This is a genomic window from Pradoshia sp. Z3_51 (assembly GCF_058215915.1).
In genome coordinates this window covers 1-20,548 of the sequence record NZ_JBZAJC010000004.1, presented here as the reverse complement: position 1 = coordinate 20,548, position 20,548 = coordinate 1, and the positions used below count along the sequence as shown (strand labels likewise).

General features: G+C 37.4%; 18 protein-coding genes and 1 rRNA gene. 9 read left to right on the top strand and 10 right to left on the bottom strand.

What is annotated here, in order from left to right:
* Positions 1-45: 45 nt before the first annotated feature.
* On the top strand, positions 46-684 hold the full coding sequence (gene yyaC / locus AC4BHA_RS09500) for a spore protease YyaC (protein WP_066109705.1): 639 nt from the start codon (positions 46-48) through the stop codon (positions 682-684).
* Between the two features lie 30 nt (positions 685-714).
* Here the strand turns inward: yyaC and AC4BHA_RS09495 are convergent, their stop codons facing one another.
* The 10 genes from AC4BHA_RS09495 to rpmH form a co-directional block, all read right to left on the bottom strand.
* On the bottom strand, positions 715-1,557 hold the full coding sequence (locus AC4BHA_RS09495; protein ID WP_066109707.1) for a ParB/RepB/Spo0J family partition protein: 843 nt from the start codon (positions 1,555-1,557) through the stop codon (positions 715-717).
* On the bottom strand, positions 1,550-2,311 hold the full coding sequence (locus tag AC4BHA_RS09490; RefSeq protein WP_066109709.1) for a ParA family protein: 762 nt from the start codon (positions 2,309-2,311) through the stop codon (positions 1,550-1,552). Before AC4BHA_RS09490 ends, AC4BHA_RS09495 begins: the two co-directional genes overlap by 8 nt.
* 182 nt (positions 2,312-2,493) lie before the next feature.
* On the bottom strand, positions 2,494-3,375 hold the full coding sequence (gene noc / locus AC4BHA_RS09485; RefSeq protein WP_066109711.1) for a nucleoid occlusion protein: 882 nt from the start codon (positions 3,373-3,375) through the stop codon (positions 2,494-2,496).
* A 138-nt stretch (positions 3,376-3,513) separates the two neighbouring features.
* On the bottom strand, positions 3,514-4,230 hold the full coding sequence (rsmG, locus tag AC4BHA_RS09480) for a 16S rRNA (guanine(527)-N(7))-methyltransferase RsmG (protein WP_066109714.1): 717 nt from the start codon (positions 4,228-4,230) through the stop codon (positions 3,514-3,516).
* A gap of 11 nt (positions 4,231-4,241) precedes the next feature.
* Complete coding sequence (gene mnmG, locus AC4BHA_RS09475) at positions 4,242-6,131, bottom strand: tRNA uridine-5-carboxymethylaminomethyl(34) synthesis enzyme MnmG (protein ID WP_490558483.1); 1,890 nt, start codon at positions 6,129-6,131, stop codon at positions 4,242-4,244.
* A 12-nt stretch (positions 6,132-6,143) separates the two neighbouring features.
* Entirely contained in the window at positions 6,144-7,529 is a 1,386-nt protein-coding gene (gene mnmE, locus AC4BHA_RS09470; RefSeq protein WP_066109720.1) for a tRNA uridine-5-carboxymethylaminomethyl(34) synthesis GTPase MnmE, read from the bottom strand.
* 352 nt (positions 7,530-7,881) lie between these two features.
* A complete protein-coding gene (jag, locus tag AC4BHA_RS09465; RefSeq protein WP_066109723.1) occupies positions 7,882-8,502 on the bottom strand; it encodes an RNA-binding cell elongation regulator Jag/EloR in 621 nt (206 codons plus the stop codon).
* Complete coding sequence (gene spoIIIJ, locus AC4BHA_RS09460; RefSeq protein ID WP_066109790.1) at positions 8,499-9,272, bottom strand: YidC family membrane integrase SpoIIIJ; 774 nt, start codon at positions 9,270-9,272, stop codon at positions 8,499-8,501. Before spoIIIJ ends, jag begins: the two co-directional genes overlap by 4 nt.
* Positions 9,273-9,411: 139 nt before the next feature.
* Positions 9,412-9,753, bottom strand: coding sequence for a ribonuclease P protein component (gene rnpA, locus AC4BHA_RS09455; protein ID WP_066109724.1), 342 nt, complete (start codon positions 9,751-9,753; stop codon positions 9,412-9,414).
* A gap of 203 nt (positions 9,754-9,956) precedes the next feature.
* Positions 9,957-10,091, bottom strand: a complete 135-nt coding sequence (rpmH, locus tag AC4BHA_RS09450; protein ID WP_066109727.1) for a 50S ribosomal protein L34 — start codon at positions 10,089-10,091, stop codon at positions 9,957-9,959.
* Positions 10,092-10,673: 582 nt separating this feature from the next.
* Between rpmH and dnaA the strand changes: the two genes are divergently transcribed.
* The 8 genes from dnaA to AC4BHA_RS09410 all read left to right on the top strand — a co-directional run.
* Entirely contained in the window at positions 10,674-12,026 is a 1,353-nt protein-coding gene (gene dnaA, locus AC4BHA_RS09445; protein WP_066109730.1) for a chromosomal replication initiator protein DnaA, read from the top strand.
* Between the two features lie 208 nt (positions 12,027-12,234).
* Positions 12,235-13,371 carry a DNA polymerase III subunit beta gene (dnaN, locus tag AC4BHA_RS09440; protein WP_490558482.1) on the top strand — a complete coding sequence of 379 codons (1,137 nt, stop codon included), beginning with the start codon at positions 12,235-12,237 and terminating at the stop codon, positions 13,369-13,371.
* Between the two features lie 114 nt (positions 13,372-13,485).
* Positions 13,486-13,701 carry a S4 domain-containing protein YaaA gene (gene yaaA, locus AC4BHA_RS09435; protein ID WP_066109738.1) on the top strand — a complete coding sequence of 72 codons (216 nt, stop codon included), beginning with the start codon at positions 13,486-13,488 and terminating at the stop codon, positions 13,699-13,701.
* A gap of 18 nt (positions 13,702-13,719) precedes the next feature.
* Positions 13,720-14,838, top strand: coding sequence for a DNA replication/repair protein RecF (gene recF, locus AC4BHA_RS09430; protein ID WP_490558481.1), 1,119 nt, complete (start codon positions 13,720-13,722; stop codon positions 14,836-14,838).
* A 10-nt stretch (positions 14,839-14,848) separates the two neighbouring features.
* Complete coding sequence (remB, locus tag AC4BHA_RS09425; RefSeq protein WP_066109744.1) at positions 14,849-15,085, top strand: extracellular matrix regulator RemB; 237 nt, start codon at positions 14,849-14,851, stop codon at positions 15,083-15,085.
* Between the two features lie 57 nt (positions 15,086-15,142).
* The gene (gene gyrB / locus AC4BHA_RS09420; RefSeq protein WP_066109747.1) at positions 15,143-17,065 is read left to right on the top strand and encodes a DNA topoisomerase (ATP-hydrolyzing) subunit B; all 1,923 of its coding nucleotides are present in this window, start codon (positions 15,143-15,145) and stop codon (positions 17,063-17,065) included.
* Positions 17,066-17,212: 147 nt separating this feature from the next.
* Positions 17,213-19,765 (top strand): DNA gyrase subunit A, encoded by a 2,553-nt coding sequence (gyrA, locus tag AC4BHA_RS09415; protein ID WP_066109750.1) that lies wholly within the window; start codon positions 17,213-17,215, stop codon positions 19,763-19,765.
* A gap of 505 nt (positions 19,766-20,270) precedes the next feature.
* Positions 20,271-20,548: ribosomal RNA gene (locus AC4BHA_RS09410) — 16S ribosomal RNA — on the top strand; the annotation flags it as partial.

The window sequence follows — 20,548 nt, the reverse complement described above, 5'->3', positions numbered from 1 at the left end:
ATATTTTCCGTATACTGATAGTACTTTTGCAGAGGAGTGGTAATTATGAACATGAGGCCTTCTTTTTTTGAACAACGCAATACAACAAATCGAATATCATATGAGGAAGAGAATGCCCACCATGTTATCTCTAGAGAATTACTCACAATCCTCCCTTCTCATAAAGTACGTCCTGTTGTCATTGTTTGTATCGGTACAGACCGTTCAACTGGTGATTCACTTGGTCCTTTAATTGGAACATTGTTAAGTGAGAAAACACTGCCCAATTTTTATATATATGGTACATTAGAGGATCCAATCCATGCTGTGAATTTACAAGAAAAACTTAATTATATTCATAGCATACATGAAAATCCATTTATTATTGGAATAGACGCTTGTCTTGGCAGAGTTAAAAGTGTTGGAATTATCCAGGTTGGTAAAGGCCCTGTAAAGCCTGGTGCCGGTGTAAATAAAGAATTGCCCAATGTGGGAGAAGCCCATATTACAGGAATCGTTAATGTTAGTGGATTTATGGAATACTTTGTGCTTCAAAATACTCGTTTAAATTTAGTCTTAAAAATGGCTAAAGCTATTACAAAAGGTATTTATTTAGCCGGTTTATCCTATAATCATGCCGCTTCCATAACTACAACATTTAATTGGAACTTCGAAGAAGAAAAGGTACATGACAATAATTTATAGAGAAAAATAAAAAACCATATAAATGGTTTTTTATTTTTCTAAAATTTCAAGGAGTCTCTCTAAATCCTCATTGGAGAAAAATTCTATTTCTATCTTCCCACGCTTATTATTCTGTTTAATATTAACTGTTGTACCGAAACGTTCTCTTAATTGATTTTCTCTTTCCTGAATAAATATATCCTTAGCAGGGACTTTTTTTGTTTCACGTGGAACACTTTCATTCAAACCTTGAATGATCCCCTCTAATTGCCTAACATTAAGATTTTCCTTAATTACTTTATCAGCCAGAGGTTTAATATCTTTTTTTGATTTCAGGCTTAACAATGCTCTTCCATGTCCCATTGATAATTTTCCTTGAGAAATATAATCCTGAATCAATGCAGGCAATGATAACAATCGAATATGATTGGCTATATGAGGTCGGCTTTTCCCCATTCTTTTCGCCAATTCTTCTTGAGTGATATCAAGGTTTCTCAATAATGACTGATAAGCAGCACCCTCCTCTACTGGATTTAAATCTTCTCTTTGAAGATTTTCCAATAAAGCAAGTTCCATCATTTGTCGATCATCAAATTCACGAACTACAGCAGGCACAGTTTTCATTTTTGCTTCTTTAGCAGCACGAAAGCGCCTTTCTCCAGCCACTATTTCATAGCCTTTAATACTGCTTTTCCGTACAATCAGAGGCTGTAAAATTCCATGTTGAAGAATTGAGTTCTTTAATTCTTCAATAGCTTCAGGCTGAAAAGATTTCCTTGGTTGATATGGATTTGGCCGCAAATTTTTAATCGCAATCTCTTGTACCACTTCTTCTTTGCTGACTTCCATGTTAGCAATAAGGGCATCAAGACCTTTCCCCAATCCCTTACCCATTTGCAACCACTTCCTTTGCCAAATCTAAATATACTTCCGCTCCACGTGACTTTGGATCATAAATAATAATCGGCTCACCATGGCTTGGTGCTTCACTTAAACGTACGGTACGTGGAATGATCGTTTTATATACTTTATCCTGAAAGTACTTCTTAACCTCATCTATGACTTGTATACCCAGGTTTGTCCGGGCATCAAGCATGGTTAATAATACTCCCTCTATTTTTAAATCATGGTTTAAATGTTTCTGGACTAATCTAACCGTATTAAGTAATTGACTGAGGCCTTCAAGGGCGTAGTATTCACATTGCACAGGTATAAGCACAGCATCAGATGCTGTAAGGGAATTTAGAGTTAATAAACCTAAAGATGGAGGGCAATCAATAATAATATAATCATACTCATTAACGACTGCTTCTAACGCTCTTTTCAAGCGTACTTCTCTGGATATGGTAGGAACCAATTCTATTTCAGCACCTGCAAGTTGAATAGTAGCCGGTATGACATCTAGGTTTTCAACTTTCGTTGCCTTAATAACATCAGCAACATCCACATCATCAATAAGTACATCATAAATGCATTGTTCAACATCAGCCTTCTCTATCCCTACTCCACTGGTCGCATTTCCTTGTGGATCAACATCGACTAGCAAAACTTTCTTTCCTATGTACGCCAAGCAGGCCCCCAAATTAACTGAGGTTGTTGTTTTACCAACTCCTCCTTTTTGGTTTGCAATAGATATTACTTTTCCCATGTTGTCACCTGCCTCACTTTACATTCAGACTTATAACGTTTCTATTTTAACATGTTTCTATTTTTCAAAGTTCATATATTTAAAATTATCACACAGAAAGTATCGATTTTTGTAAAAAGTTTTGATTATATAAAAAAAACTGGCAACCTATCGGATTGCCAAGTTATCAATTAATCAAACTATTATTTCCTCTTTTTCGGAATACGGATTGTAATTTGATAAAAATCATCAAACTCTGTTTCCTCTGAGTCTAAGTTAATTCCATTATCCTTAACCATGCTCATTGATTGACGGATAGTATTTACCGCTATGCGCATATCCTTACTGAATGCTTTTCGGATGGCACGAGGCTTTTTGTCTTCATCAGCTGAAAGCAGTTTGTTGACTCGTTCCTCTGTCTGCTTCACATTCAGTCCTTTATCAATAATTTCTTCGACAAGCTTCGCCTGTTTTTCAGGATCTTTTAATGGGATTAAGGAGCGTGCATGTCTTTCTGTGATTGCCTTTTGCATGACCGCATTCTGAACCACCTGCGGCAATTTAAGTAAACGGATTTTATTGGCAACCGTAGATTGTCCTATTCCAAGCCTGTTTGCAAGACCTTCCTGGGTCAATTGATGCAATTCAATTAATTTACTGTATGCCACAGCTTCTTCAATAGGAGATAATTCCTCACGTTGAAGGTTCTCTATTAAAGCAACAGATGCTGTTTCAGTGTCTGAGAGATTATTAATAATGGCAGGAATTTTATCCCAACCCAATTTACTTATGGCTCGGTATCGACGTTCACCGGCAATTATTTCAAATTGTCCATCATGGATTTCTCTGACAACAATGGGTTGAATAATTCCATGCGTTTCTATAGTCAGAGCAAGTTCTTCAATTTTCTCATCATCAAAAATACTTCTTGGTTGAAAACGATTTGGTACAATTGAAGAAATAGGTAATTTATGGATTTCGTCATGGTTTATTTCTTCTTTTTCCGTCTCAATTTCCGATTCCCTGTCAACATTTTGTTCTTTATCTCCAAGTCCAAAAAAACGTGAAAAAGGATGTTTTGTCATCCCTACACCACCTTTAAAAAACTTCCAACTAGCTTAATCATTGGCAAAAATCATATTTAAATAAGTTCAGATTGTCTCATTTTTTGGTAATAACTATCTTTATTATACCGTTTTTTAGAATATCCGTCTCAATAAAGTTTACTCTAATGGCTGCTTATTTGGTGTTCCCGGTTTTCGTGGATATTTTTTTGGCGTTTCTTTTACTTTATCTATTAAGATAATATGACGTTTGCTGTCTTCCTTTGGCAGTTGGAAATAAAAGTCCTGATCCATTTTACCACCTAAAATTGTCAACGCCTTTTTCCCTGCCAATACTTCATCATCAGCACCGGCACCTTTTAAAGCGATAAATTTGCCTCCTTTTTTTACTAATGGAAGGCATAACTCGCTTAAAACCGATAATCTGGCAACTGCTCTAGCCGTAACATAATCATATTGTTCCCGGTGTGCTGCTAATTTACCAAATGTTTCTGCACGATCATGATATAAATTGACATCCTGTAAACCCAGCTCATCTGTTAAGGTTTTTAAAAAGGTAATCCGCTTATTTAAAGAATCTACAATAGACAATTTTATTGATGGAAAGCAAATCTTTAGTGGTATACTGGGAAACCCTGCTCCCGCTCCAACATCACATAAAGAAAGATCCTGATTAAAATCAATAAAGAAAGATGGTGAGATGGAATCATAGAAATGTTTCAAATAAACCTCTTCTTTATCCGTAATAGCTGTCAGATTTACTTTTTCATTCCATTCTACCAAAAGCTTAAAATACGTTTCGAATTGGTCAAGCTGAGATGGAGAAAGAACAATTCCCTTCTCCTCTAATGCATGTTTAAATTCTGATATGTTCATTTATTTACCTCTTAATTTTGGGGTATTTTTGCAATTTTCCCTTGTTCAATATAAACGAGCAAGATAGAAATATCAGCTGGGTTAACACCTGATATACGTGAAGCTTGGGCCATAGATAATGGACGAACCTGTTTTAATTTCTGACGTGCTTCAGAAGCAAGCCCTGTAATAGCGTCATAATCAATTAAATCAGGGATTCTTTTGTTTTCCATTTTCTTCAGCTTTTCTACTTGCTGAATCGACTTTTCAATATAACCCTCATATTTAACCTGTATTTCCACCTGCTCTGCTACATCCTCAGGAACTTCACTCTCTGCAGGAATTAATTGACTGATATGTTTGTACGATAATTCTGTCCTTCTAAGCAGGTCATTGCCGCGAATGCCATCCTTTAGTTCACTGCTTCCCCATTCTCTTAAATAAGATTGGGTAGTTTCATTTGGTTTAATGATGGTAGCAGCCAGCCTTTCGATTTCATTCTGAATAGCTTGCTTTTTAGTCAAGAAGCGTTCATAACGGTCCTCACTGATCAATCCAATGCGATGGCCTATTTCTGTTAATCTCAGGTCTGCATTATCATGTCTCAGCAATAAACGATATTCAGCACGGGATGTAAGCAATCTATAAGGCTCATTCGTTCCCTTCGTAACCAGGTCATCAATCAGAACCCCAATATAGGCATCCGAACGGCTCAGAATAATCTCCTCTTCATTCAGAGCTCTGCGGCCTGCATTGATCCCAGCCATTAGCCCCTGTCCAGCAGCTTCTTCATAACCTGATGTACCATTAATTTGGCCAGCAGTATATAAATTTTTAATATTTTTTGTTTCTAATGTCGGCCAGAGCTGTGTTGGTACGATAGAATCATACTCAATTGCATAGCCAGCCCGCATCATCTGTACATTTTCGAGCCCCGGTATGGTTGCCAGGATTTCCTTTTGAACATCTTCCGGCAAACTTGTTGAAAGCCCTTGTACATATACTTCATTCGTGTCTCTGCCTTCCGGTTCAAGGAAGATTTGATGGCGTGGCTTATCATTAAAACGAACTACTTTATCTTCTATTGATGGACAGTAACGCGGTCCAGTACCCTTAATCATTCCAGAATACATAGGAGAGCGATGTAAATTATTATCGATAATCGTATGTGTTCCTTCATTTGTGTATGTCAGCCAACATGGCAACTGATCCGTAATATAGGTCGTTGTCTCATAGGAAAATGCCCTTGGTACATCGTCCCCAGGTTGTATTTCAGTTTTATTGTAATCAATTGTATCACCGTTCACTCTTGGCGGTGTACCTGTTTTAAAACGGACTAAATCTAATCCAAGCTCTTCAAGGTGTTCAGATAGCTTGATGGATGGTTGTTGATTATTTGGACCGCTGGAGTATTTTAATTCTCCTAAAATAATTTCTCCGCGTAAAAAAGTCCCTGTTGTAATAACAACTGCTTTTGAATGATAGATAGCCCCTGTCTGTGTAATAACGCCCTTACATTCCCCATCCTCAATAAGTAAGCGATCAACCATCCCTTGCATGAGGGTTAGATTCTTTTCATTTTCGAGCGTTTTTTTCATTTCGTTCTGATAGGCGAATTTATCTGCCTGTGCTCTTAACGCACGCACAGCCGGACCCTTACCTGTATTGAGCATTCTCATTTGAATATGGGTCTTATCAATATTTTTACCCATTTCTCCACCAAGAGCATCAATCTCTCTGACTACGATCCCTTTTGCAGGACCACCAACTGATGGATTACAGGGCATAAATGCAACCATATCCAAATTAATTGTTAATACAAGTGTTTTAGCCCCTTGTCTGGCAGCAGCAAGACCTGCTTCACTCCCCGCATGACCTGCTCCTATTACTATTACATCATATTCACCAGCATGATATGCCATTGTTTTACCTCCTTATTTCCCAAGACAAAACTGCGAAAACAACTGATTGATTAAACTCTCATGGACACTTTCTCCAATAACTTCCCCTAATAGTTCCCATGACTTTGTTAAATCGATTTGAACCAGATCAATTGGTACACCGGCATTAATGCCATCCAGTGCATCATCAATTGCCTGTTTTGCTTTATTCAAAAGGGCTATATGACGTGAATTAGATACATATGTCGCATCGCCGGAATTTAAATTTCCCTCAAAGAAAAGTCCAGAAATAGCTTCCTCTAAGTCATCTACACCTTTATCCTCTTTTAGCGATGTTAAAATAATCGAATAGTTCTTTGCAACAGCTTTAACTTTATCAATTTCAAGCTTTCCAGGAAGATCTGTTTTGTTAATAAGCACAATGACATCCATCCCATTGACAGCTTCAAACAAACGTTGGTCTTCTTCTGTAAATTCTTCTGCATGATTTAGCACAAGAAGTATTAAATCTGCTTTCTTTAATACCTCTCTGGAACGTTCCACTCCGATACGCTCTACTATATCTTCTGTTTCACGTATTCCGGCAGTATCCACCAAACGAAGCGGTACTCCCCTTACATTAACATATTCTTCAATGACATCCCTTGTGGTTCCTGGAATATCTGTAACAATTGCTTTATTTTCCTGTACCAAACTATTTAATAAGGAAGACTTTCCTACGTTAGGTCTGCCGACAATTACGGTTGAAATACCTTCTCTTAAAATTTTCCCCTGATGACTGGTTTGTAGTAATTTTTCAATTTCCCCACTGACATATTCACAGCGTTCCTTAAATAAGTGGTGAGTCATTTCCTCCACATCATCATATTCAGGGTAATCTATATTAACCTCCACCTGAGCTAGTGTTTCAAGGATATCCTGGCGCAATTTCTTTATCAATCTTGACAGTTTACCTTCAACTTGCCCTAAAGCTACATTCATCGCTTTATCTGTCTTCGCTCTGATTAAATCCATTACAGCTTCCGCTTGAGACAAATCAATTCTTCCATTTAAAAACGCCCGTTTTGTAAACTCTCCAGGCTCGGCTAAAGTAGCTCCCTGTCTTAAGATAAGCTGAAGTACTCTATTCACGGAAACTAAACCGCCATGGCAATTAATTTCGACGATATCTTCACGAGTAAATGTATTTGGAGCTTTTAAAACGGTCACCATTACTTCTTCTATAATGGTATTCGTTTTAGGATCTATGATATTTCCATAGTGTATCGTATGACTTGGCACATCAGTCAATCTCTTCCCTTTAGGGCTCCGATAAACAGAGTCTGCGATACTTATTGCCTCATCTCCGCTTATACGAACAATTCCGATTGCTCCCTCTCCCATCGGAGTTGATATCGCAGCAATTGTATCAAAATCCATGACCTATACTCCTTTCATAACAAAATTAAAAATCTATAATAATCGACACATACCATTTGTACCCGCCGCTCTTATCCACAACCACTAAAATGCAGTACGTATAATTTTAACTTATCCACATGTGAATAACAAGAATCTAAGCACAATCTTCCTTTTAGATATAAATTATTCAGCTAAATTGTGAACTCTGTTCTTATATTTTTTTCACCTTATATCTACTTTGCCCTAATACACTCGTTTAGATATCAGAAAGTCCAGTTCTTTTAATTATTAAAAGCCGATAAATTCAATCAATTATAACTGGAAGCATTCAAAAAAAAATCTCCGAAATCATTCGGAGATTTTGTTCACGCTATTTATTTGGCGAAATCACGATATGACGATGTGGTTCAGTACCAGCAGAGTACGTTTTGACTTTTTTATTATTCATCAGCGCCGTATGAATCACTTTTCTTTCAAATGATGGCATGGGCTCCAATGAAACTTCTTTTTTTGTATAGATAGCTTTATTAGCCATTTTTTCCGAAAGATTAACTAAAGCTTCATTTCTTCGGCTCCGGTAATCCTCTGCATCGAGCATGATCGTTAGATATTGGGTAGAGTTCTTATTTACTACAAGCTGAGTCAGGTATTGAAGGGAATTTAATGTTTGTCCCCTTTTTCCAATCAGCATGGCTATTTTCTCACCAGATAACTCAAATGTAACAACTTTGCCTTCTTGCTTATGATGAACATGTACCTCTGCACCCATTTTTTCTGCTACATTCTCGATGAATTGTTTTGCTTCTGCTAACGGATCATGCTTTACAGTCACCTTCACGATAGCCGGTCTTGAGCCAAACAGGCCTAAAAAACCTTTTTTCCCTTCATCTACAACTTGGATTTCAGTCTTTTCCTTCGTTGTATTTAATTCCTTAAGAGCAGATTCAACAGCTTCATTAACTGTTTGGGCTGTAGCGGTTACTTGTTTCACTTTTTCTTACCTCCGGCTTTTACATTTGATTTATCGGCTTTTGCTTGCTTTAAATCAGGCCCTTTAATGAAGTAAGTTTGGGCAATCGAGAAAATATTACCAACAACCCAGTATAAAGATAGTGCTGCCGGGAAGTTAATTGCGAACACAATAATCATAATCGGCATAATATATAGCATCATTTGCATAGTTGGATTATCATCCTGTCCAACCATGGATATTTTTTGTTGAATAAAGGTTGTTGCACCTGCAATTAGCGGAAGGATAAAGTATGGATCCTTGTCGCCTAAATCAAACCATAGGAAACTATGATTAGCAATTTCAGTTGTTCTCATAATTGCGTGATAGAACGCAATCAAAATCGGCATTTGAACAAAAATCGGCAAACATCCTGCCAATGGGTTTACCCCATGTTTTTGGAACAAAGCCATTGTTTCCTGCTGCAGTTTTTGTTGAGTTTCAGCATCCTTAGAGCTGTATTTCTCTTTCAATCTATTCATTTCCGGTTGAATAGCCTGCATCGCTTTTGTACTTTTAATTTGTTTAATCATCAATGGTAAAATCAATAATCTAACCAAAATTGTGACCAGAATAATCGATATTCCATATTTATTACCTAATAACTCAGCCATTTTGATTATCAGCCAGGAAAGCGGATAAACAAAGTATTGATTCCAGATACCAGTACTTTCTGAATCTATTGGTTGATTGACTTCACTACATCCTGATAGAACAGCAATGAGAAAAACAACCGAACCAAAGAGAAGCATATGTTTCTTCTTCAAGCCTTATTTCCTCCTAACTACTTAAGAGGCATTAATACCTCTTATATGCCAATGAATGTATTTTAACATCTTTTAGATGTCTACGCCTAAATGTTTTAGGCTTTTTTATAACAGAAAACCTACACTACATTTTTCTCAAGACGCCAGCACGCTTTAATACATGGATTAGACTCGCTTTCGATTCATGGAAGTCCATTTCTGAGGTCGGTTTTCTTGCAACAATGATGTAATCATTCCCCTTCATGATTCGATCATCAAGCTCTAAAAAGGATTGCCTTACATAACGTTTAACACGGTTCCGTGTCACTGCATTGCCAATTTTCTTACTCACTGAAAGACCCAGACGAAAGTTTGTCTGTTCCTTCTTTAATACGTAAATAACAAATTGCCTGTTCGCAAAAGATTTACCTTTTTTAAATACTTCCTGGAAATCCTGATTCTTTTTAATCCTGCGCTCTTTGTTCATATATCCACCTGCACCTAACACATACGTTCAACTTTTAAATGGGTTTCGATTTATTTCTAATCCCATTATATTTCCATTGTACATCATTAACAAATTTACGCATTATTAAAACGCCAATCTGTATATAACTTTGATCTATTTCTCATCTTAATCATTAAAAAACGCTATAAGCTTAAAAAAAGACCACTGAAATGGTCAGTGGTCTAGGCAGATAATACTTTTCTTCCTTTACGACGACGAGCTGCAAGAACACGACGTCCGTTTTTTGTGCTCATGCGGGCACGGAACCCATGAACTTTGCTGTGTTTACGTTTATTTGGTTGGTACGTTCTTTTCATATTAGTACACCTCCCTGAGGATTACAGTTAAAGACAGTCTTTACAATTATATAGATGGTGATACGTAATTGTCAACTTATACTTTCAAACATTAAAAACTACCTTCTGATTTACAAATAAATAAATTTATATGGATCGCTTAAATTTCATTTTTAAAATTTACCTTGTTCTCTATGGATAGGTTGTGGATAATTAAATTATCACTATTTAACAATCCACACCCCTTTTCGACAGGTTTTGCACAAACCCACTTCTTGTGGAAAACTTTCATCCCCATTCACTGAGTCTTGTGGATAAATAACAAAAAACGTTGCAACTCAAGCAAATTTTTGATATCATATTTTTTGTTTTCATTCTTAATAACTTATCCACATAAATAATTATCCACAGATTGTTAATAAGCTGTGGATAGGATTTTACACAGGAGCGTATAACTTTGTCCACAGGAAGTGGATATTGTCGAAAACCTATATTCCCCATAATGTTCCTTATACATTGTTTTTTATATTTATACATTTCCTATTTATATTGTTTTAATTCAAGTTTATTGTGGTTTGGCTGTCTTTGAAGGAGGATTGACGAGTGAAAAATATAGATGAGCTATGGAAGCACTCATTATCAATATTAGAAAAGAAAATAAGCAAGCCAAGCTTTGAAACCTGGCTGAAGTCTACAAAAGCTTATTCTTTAAAAAAGGATACACTCACAGTAATTGCGCCAAACGAGTTTGCCCGAGATTGGCTAGAGGAACGTTACTCAGATGTAATAGGTGAGGTTTTATACGAAACTACAGGCGAACAATTGGAAGTTAAATTCATTATTCCTCACAACCAAAGGGAAGAAGAATATGATTTACCAGCACCGGCCAAAAGGGTTAGAAAATCAGATGACGATCAGCATGAGATACCTCAAACCTTATTAATACCAAAGTATACTTTTGATACTTTCGTTATTGGTTCCGGCAACCGTTTTGCCCATGCAGCATCCTTGGCTGTAGCGGAAGCTCCGGCTAAAGCCTATAATCCTCTATTTATTTATGGGGGAGTTGGACTTGGTAAAACACATTTAATGCATGCTATCGGCCATTATGTATTGGAGCACAACCCATCAGCTAAAGTGGTTTATTTGTCATCCGAGAAATTTACAAATGAATTTATTAATTCAATCCGAGATAACCGTGCTGAAGATTTCCGTAATAAATACCGGAATGTCGATGTACTGCTAATTGATGATATTCAATTTTTAGCTGGAAAAGAATCGACTCAGGAGGAATTTTTCCATACGTTTAATGCACTCCACGAGGAAAGTAAGCAAATCGTTATCTCAAGTGATCGTCCTCCGAAAGAGATTCCGACTCTTGAAGATCGGTTGCGGTCTCGTTTTGAATGGGGTCTGATTACTGATATTACACCACCAGATCTCGAAACAAGGATTGCGATCCTGCGGAAGAAAGCAAAAGCTGAACGACTGGATATTTCGAATGAAGTTATGATTTATATAGCCAACCAAATCGATTCCAACATTCGTGAGCTCGAAGGAGCCCTAATAAGAGTGGTAGCCTATTCTTCCTTAATAAATAAGGATATTAACGCAGACTTAGCTGCCGAAGCTCTAAAGGATATCATTCCGAATTCGAAACCAAAAATTATCGCTATATCGGATATTCAGAGGACAGTTGGAGAATACTTTAATGTAAAATTAGATGATTTTAAAGCTAAAAAACGGACAAAATCAGTTGCCTTCCCTAGGCAGATTGCTATGTATTTGTCCAGAGAGCTTACGGACTCTTCATTGCCCAAAATAGGTGAAGAATTTGGAGGACGTGACCATACAACTGTTATACATGCACATGAAAAAATATCTAAGCTTTTACAAATCGATTCTCAGCTACAGGATCATATTAAGGAAATTACTTTAAAACTTAACAATCACTGATCAACGAAGCAGTTACTAACTGTTGATAATCAATTAAGTTGCTATCAAGATTACTCACAGTCTGTCCACATGTGGATAGACTGTTTTTCGGTCAAATAGTTGAGTTATCCACATTTCCACAGGCCCTACTATTACTTCTTCTTTTATTTTTATAAATAAATTAATAAATATGTATCTAAAATCAATCATCATACTGGGAGGATTACTTATGAAAATTACGATTCAGCGCGACCGTCTGGTCCAAAGCGTTACTGATGTTCTTAAAGCGGTATCAACCCGTACAACGATACCAATTCTTACTGGAATAAAAATTAAAGCAAATGAAGAAGGGGTCACTTTAACAGGGAGTGATTCTGATATCTCTATTGAATCATTCATTCCAGCAGAAGAAGAAGAAGGCAATGAACTAGTTGAAATTAAAGAGTCTGGATCAATCGTTTTACCTGCTCGTTTCTTTGCTGAAATCGTAAAAAAACTTCCAGAGAGCACAGTTGATTTGGAAGTATATGCACATCTGCAAACAATTATTCGTTCAGGAAAAGCTGAATATAAACTAAACGGACTAAATGCTGAAGATTATCCACAGCTTCCTCAAATGGAAGAACAGCATATGTATTCTATGCCAATCGATTTATTAAAAAATATTATCCGTCAAACTATTTTCGCAGTGTCCACCTCAGAAACACGCCCTGTGTTGACAGGTGTAAACTGGCGCATAGAAGATGGGCAATTAATCTGTATTGCAACAGATAGCCATCGTTTGGCTATGAGAAAAACGGTGATTAATGGGAATGGTGATAGCTACAGTGTAGTCGTCCCTGGAAAGAGCTTAAGTGAATTAAGTAAAATCCTCGATGACACGGATGAAGAAATAAAAATTATATTTACAGAAAATCAGGTACTGTTTAAATCAAAAAATTTATTATTCTTCTCCAGATTATTAGAGGGTAATTATCCAGACACTTCTCGATTAATACCGAATGAAAGCAAAACAGATGTTAGAATAAATACAAAGGAACTTCTTCATGCCATTGATCGTGCTTCTTTATTAGCGAGAGAAAGCAGAAATAATGTTGTTAAGCTTTCTACAATGGGAAATTCCTATATTGAAATTTCCTCTCATACACCAGAGGTTGGTACAGTAACTGAGGAAATTGTTACTCAAACGATTGAGGGAGAGGAATTAAAAATATCCTTTAGTGCGAAATATATGATGGATGCCCTAAAAGCCTTGAATGTAACAGAAGTGACTATTAATTTTACTGGAGCGATGAGACCATTTGTTCTTAAAGGTGTAGATGACGATAGTATGCTGCAGTTAATACTGCCTGTTAGAACATATTGATTTAAAAATTTTTGAGAACCTGTTTTTGGATATGCATCGAAACAGGTTCTTTTTGTGCAAAACCAAATTTTTTAGTAAAATAAACTTTTAGAGACTTTTACAGGTGGGATTATTATGATGGAATCAATACGTATTCAAACCGAGTATATTACCCTCGGGCAATTTTTAAAATTAGCGAGTATTATCGACTCTGGCGGGAACGCAAAATGGTTTCTTTCAGAATATGAGGTATACGTGAATGGTGAACTGGATGTTCGCAGAGGCAGAAAGCTCCGGGTTGGAGACCGTATTGAAATCCCGGATGTCGGTTCCTATATTATTACGGATTAAAGTAAAGGATCTAAAGATATGTATCTTGAAAAGATTAGTCTTCAACATTATAGAAACTATGAAAGTCTGACCGCCGAATTTGAAAATAAGGTGAATGTTATACTGGGCGAAAATGCTCAAGGAAAAACAAATGTGATGGAAGCTATGTATGTACTGGCCATGGCTAAATCTCACCGCACCTCCAATGATAAAGATCTTATTCGATGGGACCAGGAATATGCTAAAATAGAGGGAAGAGTACTGAAAAACAGAGGACCTCTTCCTATGGAATTGATTATTTCCAAAAAAGGCAAAAAAGCTAAAAGTAATCATTTGGAGCAAAAGCGTTTGAGCCAGTATATCGGCAATATGAATGTGATTATGTTTGCTCCGGAGGACTTAAACCTGGTGAAGGGCAGCCCTTTAATCAGAAGACGCTTTATAGATATGGAAATAGGACAAGTATCGCCTGTTTATTTACATGATATAAACCAATACCAAAAGATTCTCAATCAACGTAATGCGTTTTTGAGGCAAGCACAGCAGAGCAAAAGAGCTGACGATGCTATGCTTGCGGTTCTAAATGACCAATTCATTCATTATGCTGCAAGAATTCTTTTAAAGAGGTTTGAGTTCCTTGAATTGCTTAAGAATTGGGCAAAACCTATCCATAAAGGCATTTCTAGAGGTCTAGAAACGCTGGATATTCAATATAAACCATCCATAGAGGTATCAGAATCTATGGACTTGTCGAAAATAGTAGAAAGATTTCAGGAAAAATTTGATAAAATAAGTACTAGAGAAAAAGAACGAGGCACAACATTAATTGGTCCACATAGAGATGACCTGCAATTCTTCGTCAATGGTCATGATGTGCAAACGTTTGGGTCGCAAGGCCAGCAAAGAACAACAGCCTTATCTTTAAAATTAGCTGAAATTGAGCTGATTCATTCAGAAATCAATGAATATCCAATTCTTTTGCTTGATGATGTTCTATCTGAATTGGATGATTACAGACAATCGCATTTGTTGAATACCATTCAAGGTAAGGTACAAACCTTTGTAACGACTACAAGTGTAGACGGAATCGATCATCAAACATTGAGAGAAGCTGCAACCTTTCAAGTGAAAAGCGGAACAATGTCCAGATTGAAATGAGGTGGTTAAGATGTATCTTCATGTCGGAAATGATACTGTAATTAAGACTAGTGAACTAGTTACGGCACTTGATGCCAAAATGCTAACAGATTCACCTGTATTACAGAGATTTTTAGATGAAAATAAAGTTATTGATCTGGCTGAAGGTAATACAAAATCAATTGTGGTTACAGTTCATCACATCTATCTCTCACCAATTGGACTAACTGCTTTGAAAAGAAAATCAGCAAAGATGTCTACGTTGTAACACAATCGATAAGATACGAAATAAATGCATGAAAAGTGTAGGTGAAATGGTTTGACAATGGAGCAAAAAGAAATACAAAAAGAATCCTATGATGAAAACCAGATACAAATACTTGAAGGGCTAGAGGCAGTACGTAAAAGGCCTGGTATGTATATTGGTTCCACAAGTTCCAGAGGGCTTCACCATTTAGTCTGGGAAATTGTTGATAACAGTATTGATGAAGCACTGGCAGGATATTGTGATGAAATCAATGTATTCATCAATAAAGACAATAGTATTACGGTTAAGGATAATGGTCGTGGTATTCCTGTTGGTATACACGAAAAAGTAGGCCGTCCTGCAGTAGAAGTCATTATGACAACTTTACATGCCGGTGGTAAATTTGGCGGTGGAGGCTACAAAGTCTCCGGCGGTCTTCATGGTGTGGGTGCTTCAGTTGTTAATGCCCTGTCTACTGAATTGTCTGTCCAAGTAGAACGTGAAGGGAAAATTCATCTTCAACGTTTTGAAAGAGGTACACCAAAAGGCGAGCTTGAGATTTTAGGCGAATCCGATCGTACTGGTACAACTATTACATTTAAACCTGATGGTGAAATTTTTACGGAAACTCTTATATATGAATATGAGATTTTGGCGGTAAGGTTAAGGGAATTAGCCTTCTTAAACCGTGGTATTAAAATCACGATTAAGGATGAACGTGAAGATGGTAAAGAAAATGAATATTACTATGAAGGCGGCATTAAATCCTATGTAGAACATCTAAATCGTACGAGAGAGGTACTTCACGAAGAACCAATCTATGTCGAGGGTGCTAAAGATGGGATTTCTGTTGAGGTTGCTTTGCAATACAATGATAGTTTTACAAGTAATATTTATTCATTTGCCAATAATATCCACACCTATGAAGGTGGAGCACACGAATCTGGATTTAAAACAGCCTTAACTCGTGTAATAAATGATTATGCAAGGAAATACGGCATTTTCAAGGAAAATGACCAAAATTTAACCGGTGAAGATGTTCGCGAAGGCCTAACTGCGATTGTATCGATCAAACACCCTGATCCGCAGTTCGAAGGACAAACGAAAACTAAACTTGGTAACTCTGAGGCAAGAACGATTACTGACTCCATTTTCTCTGAAAAAATGGAGAAATTCATGCTTGAAAATCCTAGTGTCGCAAGAAAAATTATCGATAAAGGATTAATGGCTGCCAGAGCGAGAGCAGCAGCCAAAAAGGCTAGAGAGCTAACAAGAAGAAAGAGTGCATTGGAGATTTCCAACTTACCAGGGAAATTGGCTGACTGTTCTTCAAAAGATCCATCCATTAGCGAAATTTACATCGTTGAGGGTGATTCTGCTGGCGGATCGGCAAAATCTGGCCGTGATCGACACTTCCAGGCCATTTTGCCTTTACGCGGTAAAATACTAAACGTGGAAAAAGCGCGTCTGGATAGAATTCTTGGCAATCAAGAGATCAGAATGATTGTAACAGCTCTGGGAACTGGTATTGGTGAGGATTTTGATATTACGAAGGCACGATATCATAAAGTTGTCATCATGACTGATGCCGATGTCGACGGTGCCCATATCAGAACCTTATTGTTGACGTTCTTCTATCGTTATATGCGACCGATTATTGAAAATGGTTATATCTATATTGCTCAGCCACCGTTATACAAAATACAGCAAGGCAAGCGTATAATGTATGCTTATAATGATCGAGAGCTGGAAAGTATTATGAGTGAGCTCCCTAGCCAGCCAAAACCTGGTCTACAGCGTTATAAAGGTTTGGGTGAAATGAATGCAACACAGTTATGGGATACAACGATGGATCCGGAGCACAGAACATTGTTGCAGGTTAGTCTAGAAGATGCAATCGATGCAGATGAAACCTTTGAAATGCTTATGGGCGACAAAGTCGAACCGCGTCGGAATTTCATTGAAGAAAATGCGTTACAAGTTAAGAATCTAGATATATAAATTCGATTGATTTTTAAGTATGACTTCAATGGGATTGTTATTGAATTGGGGAATAGCGATCCATACATCTTTTCTGCAGGATAGACAACATCTATCCTGTCTTTTTACATGTATAACTGGATTTTGCGGATAAGAGGAGGTAATTCCATGGCGGAAATGGAAAACTCGAGGGTTAAAGAAATAAATATAAGTCAGGAAATGCGAACATCATTCTTGGATTATGCTATGAGTGTTATCGTAGCCAGAGCACTTCCGGATGTTCGTGATGGGTTGAAGCCTGTGCATAGGCGTGTATTGTACGCTATGAATGATTTAGGTATGACGTCGGATAAAGCATTTAAGAAATCGGCACGTATCGTTGGTGAAGTTATCGGTAAATACCATCCTCATGGTGATACGGCAGTCTACGACACGATGGTCCGTATGGCTCAGGATTTCAACCTTAGATATATGCTGGTTGAGGGGCATGGTAACTTTGGATCTGTTGATGGTGATTCAGCTGCGGCAATGCGTTATACAGAAGCCCGTATGTCAAAAATATCAATGGAGTTAGTTAGAGACTTAAACAAGGATACAATCGATTACCGAGACAACTACGATGGTTCAGAAAAGGAACCAGTGGTACTTCCATCACGTTTTCCTAACCTGCTTGTAAATGGCTCTTCTGGAATTGCGGTTGGTATGGCTACGAATATTCCTCCACATCAGTTAGGAGAGGTCATTGATGGTGTGCTTGCTTTAAGTAAAGACCCTGAGATCTCCATACAGGAATTGATGGAAATTATTCCGGGTCCGGACTTTCCAACTGCAGGTCAAATTTTAGGAAGAAGTGGTATTCGTAAAGCTTATGAAACTGGTCGTGGTTCCATCACGTTAAGGGCAAGATCGTTTATTGAAGAGAAACAAAACGGTAAACAGGTCATTATTGTAACGGAACTTCCATACCAAGTGAACAAAGCCAAACTGGTTGAACGTATTGCAGACTTGGTACGTGACAAGAAAATTGAAGGTATTACAGATTTACGGGATGAGTCAGACCGTAATGGTATGCGCATCGTAATTGAATTAAGAAGAGACACGAATGCAAACGTACTTTTAAATAATTTATATAAGCATACAGCAATGCAAACAACCTTTGGCATCAACATGCTCTCTCTTGTTGATGACCAGCCGAAGGTTCTGAATCTGAAACAAATGCTTTATTACTATTTGGAACATCAGAAGGTAATTATTCGCAGAAGAACGCAATTTGAACTTCGTAAAGCAGAAGCAAGAGCGCATATTTTAGAAGGACTACGAATTGCACTTGATCATATTGATGAAATTATAGCCTTAATCCGTGGCTCTCAAACTACTGATATTGCCAGAGAAGGATTAATGACTAAATTCGAATTGACTGAAAAGCAAGCTCAGGCGATCTTGGATATGCGTCTGCAAAGGTTAACAGGCTTAGAACGAGATAAAATCGAAAACGAATATAAAGAGCTTATGACATTGATTGGCGAGTTAAGAGCCATTCTTGCTGATGAAGAAAAGTTGCTTGACTTAATTCGTGAAGAGTTAACTGAAATTAAAGAACGGTTTAATGACGAAAGAAGAACAGAAATTGTCTTGGCCGGTCTGGAACATATTGAGGATGAAGACTTAATCCCTCAAGAGAATATCGTTATCTCTTTAACGAATAAAGGGTATATCAAGCGACTGCCAGCATCCACATACAGAAGTCAGCGTCGTGGAGGACGAGGTATTCAGGGAATGGGTACCAATGAAGATGACTTTGTTGAGCATCTGCTAACAACTTCAACGCATGATACAATTCTCTTCTTTACTAATAAAGGGAAAGTATATCGTTCGAAGGGGTATGAAATACCTGAATATGGACGGACAGCTAAAGGTCTGCCAATTATAAACTTACTTGAAATTGAAAAAGATGAGTGGATTAATGCAATTATCCCAGTTGAAGAATTTGTGGACGATTGGTTCTTATTCTTTACTACTAAACAAGGGATTTCTAAACGTTCCCCATTATCTTCTTTTGCCAATATTAGAAATAACGGATTGATTGCAGTTGGTTTGCGTGATAACGATGAATTGATTTCCGTTAAACTAACAGATGGCACCCGGAACATCATCATTGGAACAAAAGATGGTCAATTGATCCGATTCCCAGAAACTGATGTGCGTTCAATGGGACGTACAGCAACAGGTGTGAAAGGAATCACTTTAAGCGAGAATGATGAAGTAGTAGGTATGGATATACTCGAAGAAAATGATGATATATTAATCGTTACTCGCAATGGGTATGGAAAACGTACCGGAGAAGAAGAATATAGAATTCAAAGTCGTGGCGGTAAAGGAATTAAAACCTGCAATATAACCGATAAAACTGGTTCATTAGTATCTGTAAAAACTGTTACAGGTGAAGAAGATTTAATGGTTATTACTGCTGCGGGTGTTATTATTCGTATGGATGTTGGACAGATCTCCCGTTTAGGAAGAAATACAATGGGTGTTAAATTGATCAGACTTGAATCAGGTGATGATCAATATGTGTCTACAGTAGCTAAGGTACAAAAAGAAGAAGACTCTCCTGAGGATGACGAGCAGGAAGAAACAGTAGAACAAACAGAAATACAATCAGAAGAACAAACAGAACAAGGCACGGATGTTGAACCACTGGATTCACCTGAAGAAGAATAATAGGAGATAATACATTTGGTATATACAAAATAGCTTTTACTAACAACACCTCTTTTTAAAAGAGGTGTTGTTTTTATAAATGATTGTTTAAAGAAATTGGTTTGAGGTCGTATCATATTATGCTGTTTATATGGAGTTGATACATGCTAATAACAGCATTCATCTGTAGATTGGAGATGATAAGAGAGGCAGAGTTAAAACCTTTAAGCTAATACGATTAGTTGATTATATTTGTTTTATAGTTTTTTATAAAAAAGTGTTGCATTCCTGCCTGGGAATTGATATACTGATTTAGCTGACCGGGAAACACCGGGATGCACAAACATTAAATAAAAAAAGTTGTTGACAAAAGGTTGCTAACTTGATATGATAGTTAAGTCGCCAAAACGACAACAAAACAGATTGTTCTTTGAAAACTAAACAAAACGAAACGCCAAGCAAGTCTAAAAACAAGAGATTTTTAAAATCTCGTCAATTTGCTTTAAAATTTAGCTAGATCAAACATCTTTCGGAGAGTTTGATCCTGGCTCAGGACGAACGCTGGCGGCGTGCCTAATACATGCAAGTCGAGCGAATCTGAGGGAGCTTGCTCCCAACGATTAGCGGCGGACGGGTGAGTAACACGTGGGCAACCTGCCCCTAAGATTGGGATAACTCCGGGAAACCGGTGCTAATACCGAATAGTTTCCAACACCTCATGGTGTTGGAAGGAAAGTTGGCTTCGGCTAACACTTAGGGATGGGCCCGCGGCGCATTAGCTAGTTGGTGAGGTAACGGCTCACC

Excerpts from the sequence above, each read along its gene's own strand:
- yaaA (WP_066109738.1), top strand. The coding sequence starts at position 13,486 with ATGATGGAATCAATACGTATTCAAACCGAGTATATTACCCTCGGGCAA.
- remB (WP_066109744.1), top strand. The coding sequence starts at position 14,849 with ATGTATCTTCATGTCGGAAATGATACTGTAATTAAGACTAGTGAACTA.
- recF (WP_490558481.1), top strand. The coding sequence starts at position 13,720 with ATGTATCTTGAAAAGATTAGTCTTCAACATTATAGAAACTATGAAAGT.
- mnmE (WP_066109720.1), bottom strand. The coding sequence starts at position 7,529 with ATGGATTTTGATACAATTGCTGCGATATCAACTCCGATGGGAGAGGGA.
- rsmG (WP_066109714.1), bottom strand. The coding sequence starts at position 4,230 with ATGAACATATCAGAATTTAAACATGCATTAGAGGAGAAGGGAATTGTT.
- mnmG (WP_490558483.1), bottom strand. The coding sequence starts at position 6,131 with ATGGCATATCATGCTGGTGAATATGATGTAATAGTAATAGGAGCAGGT.
- gyrA (WP_066109750.1), top strand. The coding sequence starts at position 17,213 with ATGGCGGAAATGGAAAACTCGAGGGTTAAAGAAATAAATATAAGTCAG.
- gyrB (WP_066109747.1), top strand. The coding sequence starts at position 15,143 with ATGGAGCAAAAAGAAATACAAAAAGAATCCTATGATGAAAACCAGATA.
- rnpA (WP_066109724.1), bottom strand. The coding sequence starts at position 9,753 with ATGAACAAAGAGCGCAGGATTAAAAAGAATCAGGATTTCCAGGAAGTA.
- rpmH (WP_066109727.1), bottom strand. The coding sequence starts at position 10,091 with ATGAAAAGAACGTACCAACCAAATAAACGTAAACACAGCAAAGTTCAT.
- noc (WP_066109711.1), bottom strand. The coding sequence starts at position 3,375 with ATGACAAAACATCCTTTTTCACGTTTTTTTGGACTTGGAGATAAAGAA.
- spoIIIJ (WP_066109790.1), bottom strand. The coding sequence starts at position 9,272 with ATGCTTCTCTTTGGTTCGGTTGTTTTTCTCATTGCTGTTCTATCAGGA.
- AC4BHA_RS09490 (WP_066109709.1), bottom strand. The coding sequence starts at position 2,311 with ATGGGAAAAGTAATATCTATTGCAAACCAAAAAGGAGGAGTTGGTAAA.
- dnaN (WP_490558482.1), top strand. The coding sequence starts at position 12,235 with ATGAAAATTACGATTCAGCGCGACCGTCTGGTCCAAAGCGTTACTGAT.
- yyaC (WP_066109705.1), top strand. The coding sequence starts at position 46 with ATGAACATGAGGCCTTCTTTTTTTGAACAACGCAATACAACAAATCGA.
- AC4BHA_RS09495 (WP_066109707.1), bottom strand. The coding sequence starts at position 1,557 with ATGGGTAAGGGATTGGGGAAAGGTCTTGATGCCCTTATTGCTAACATG.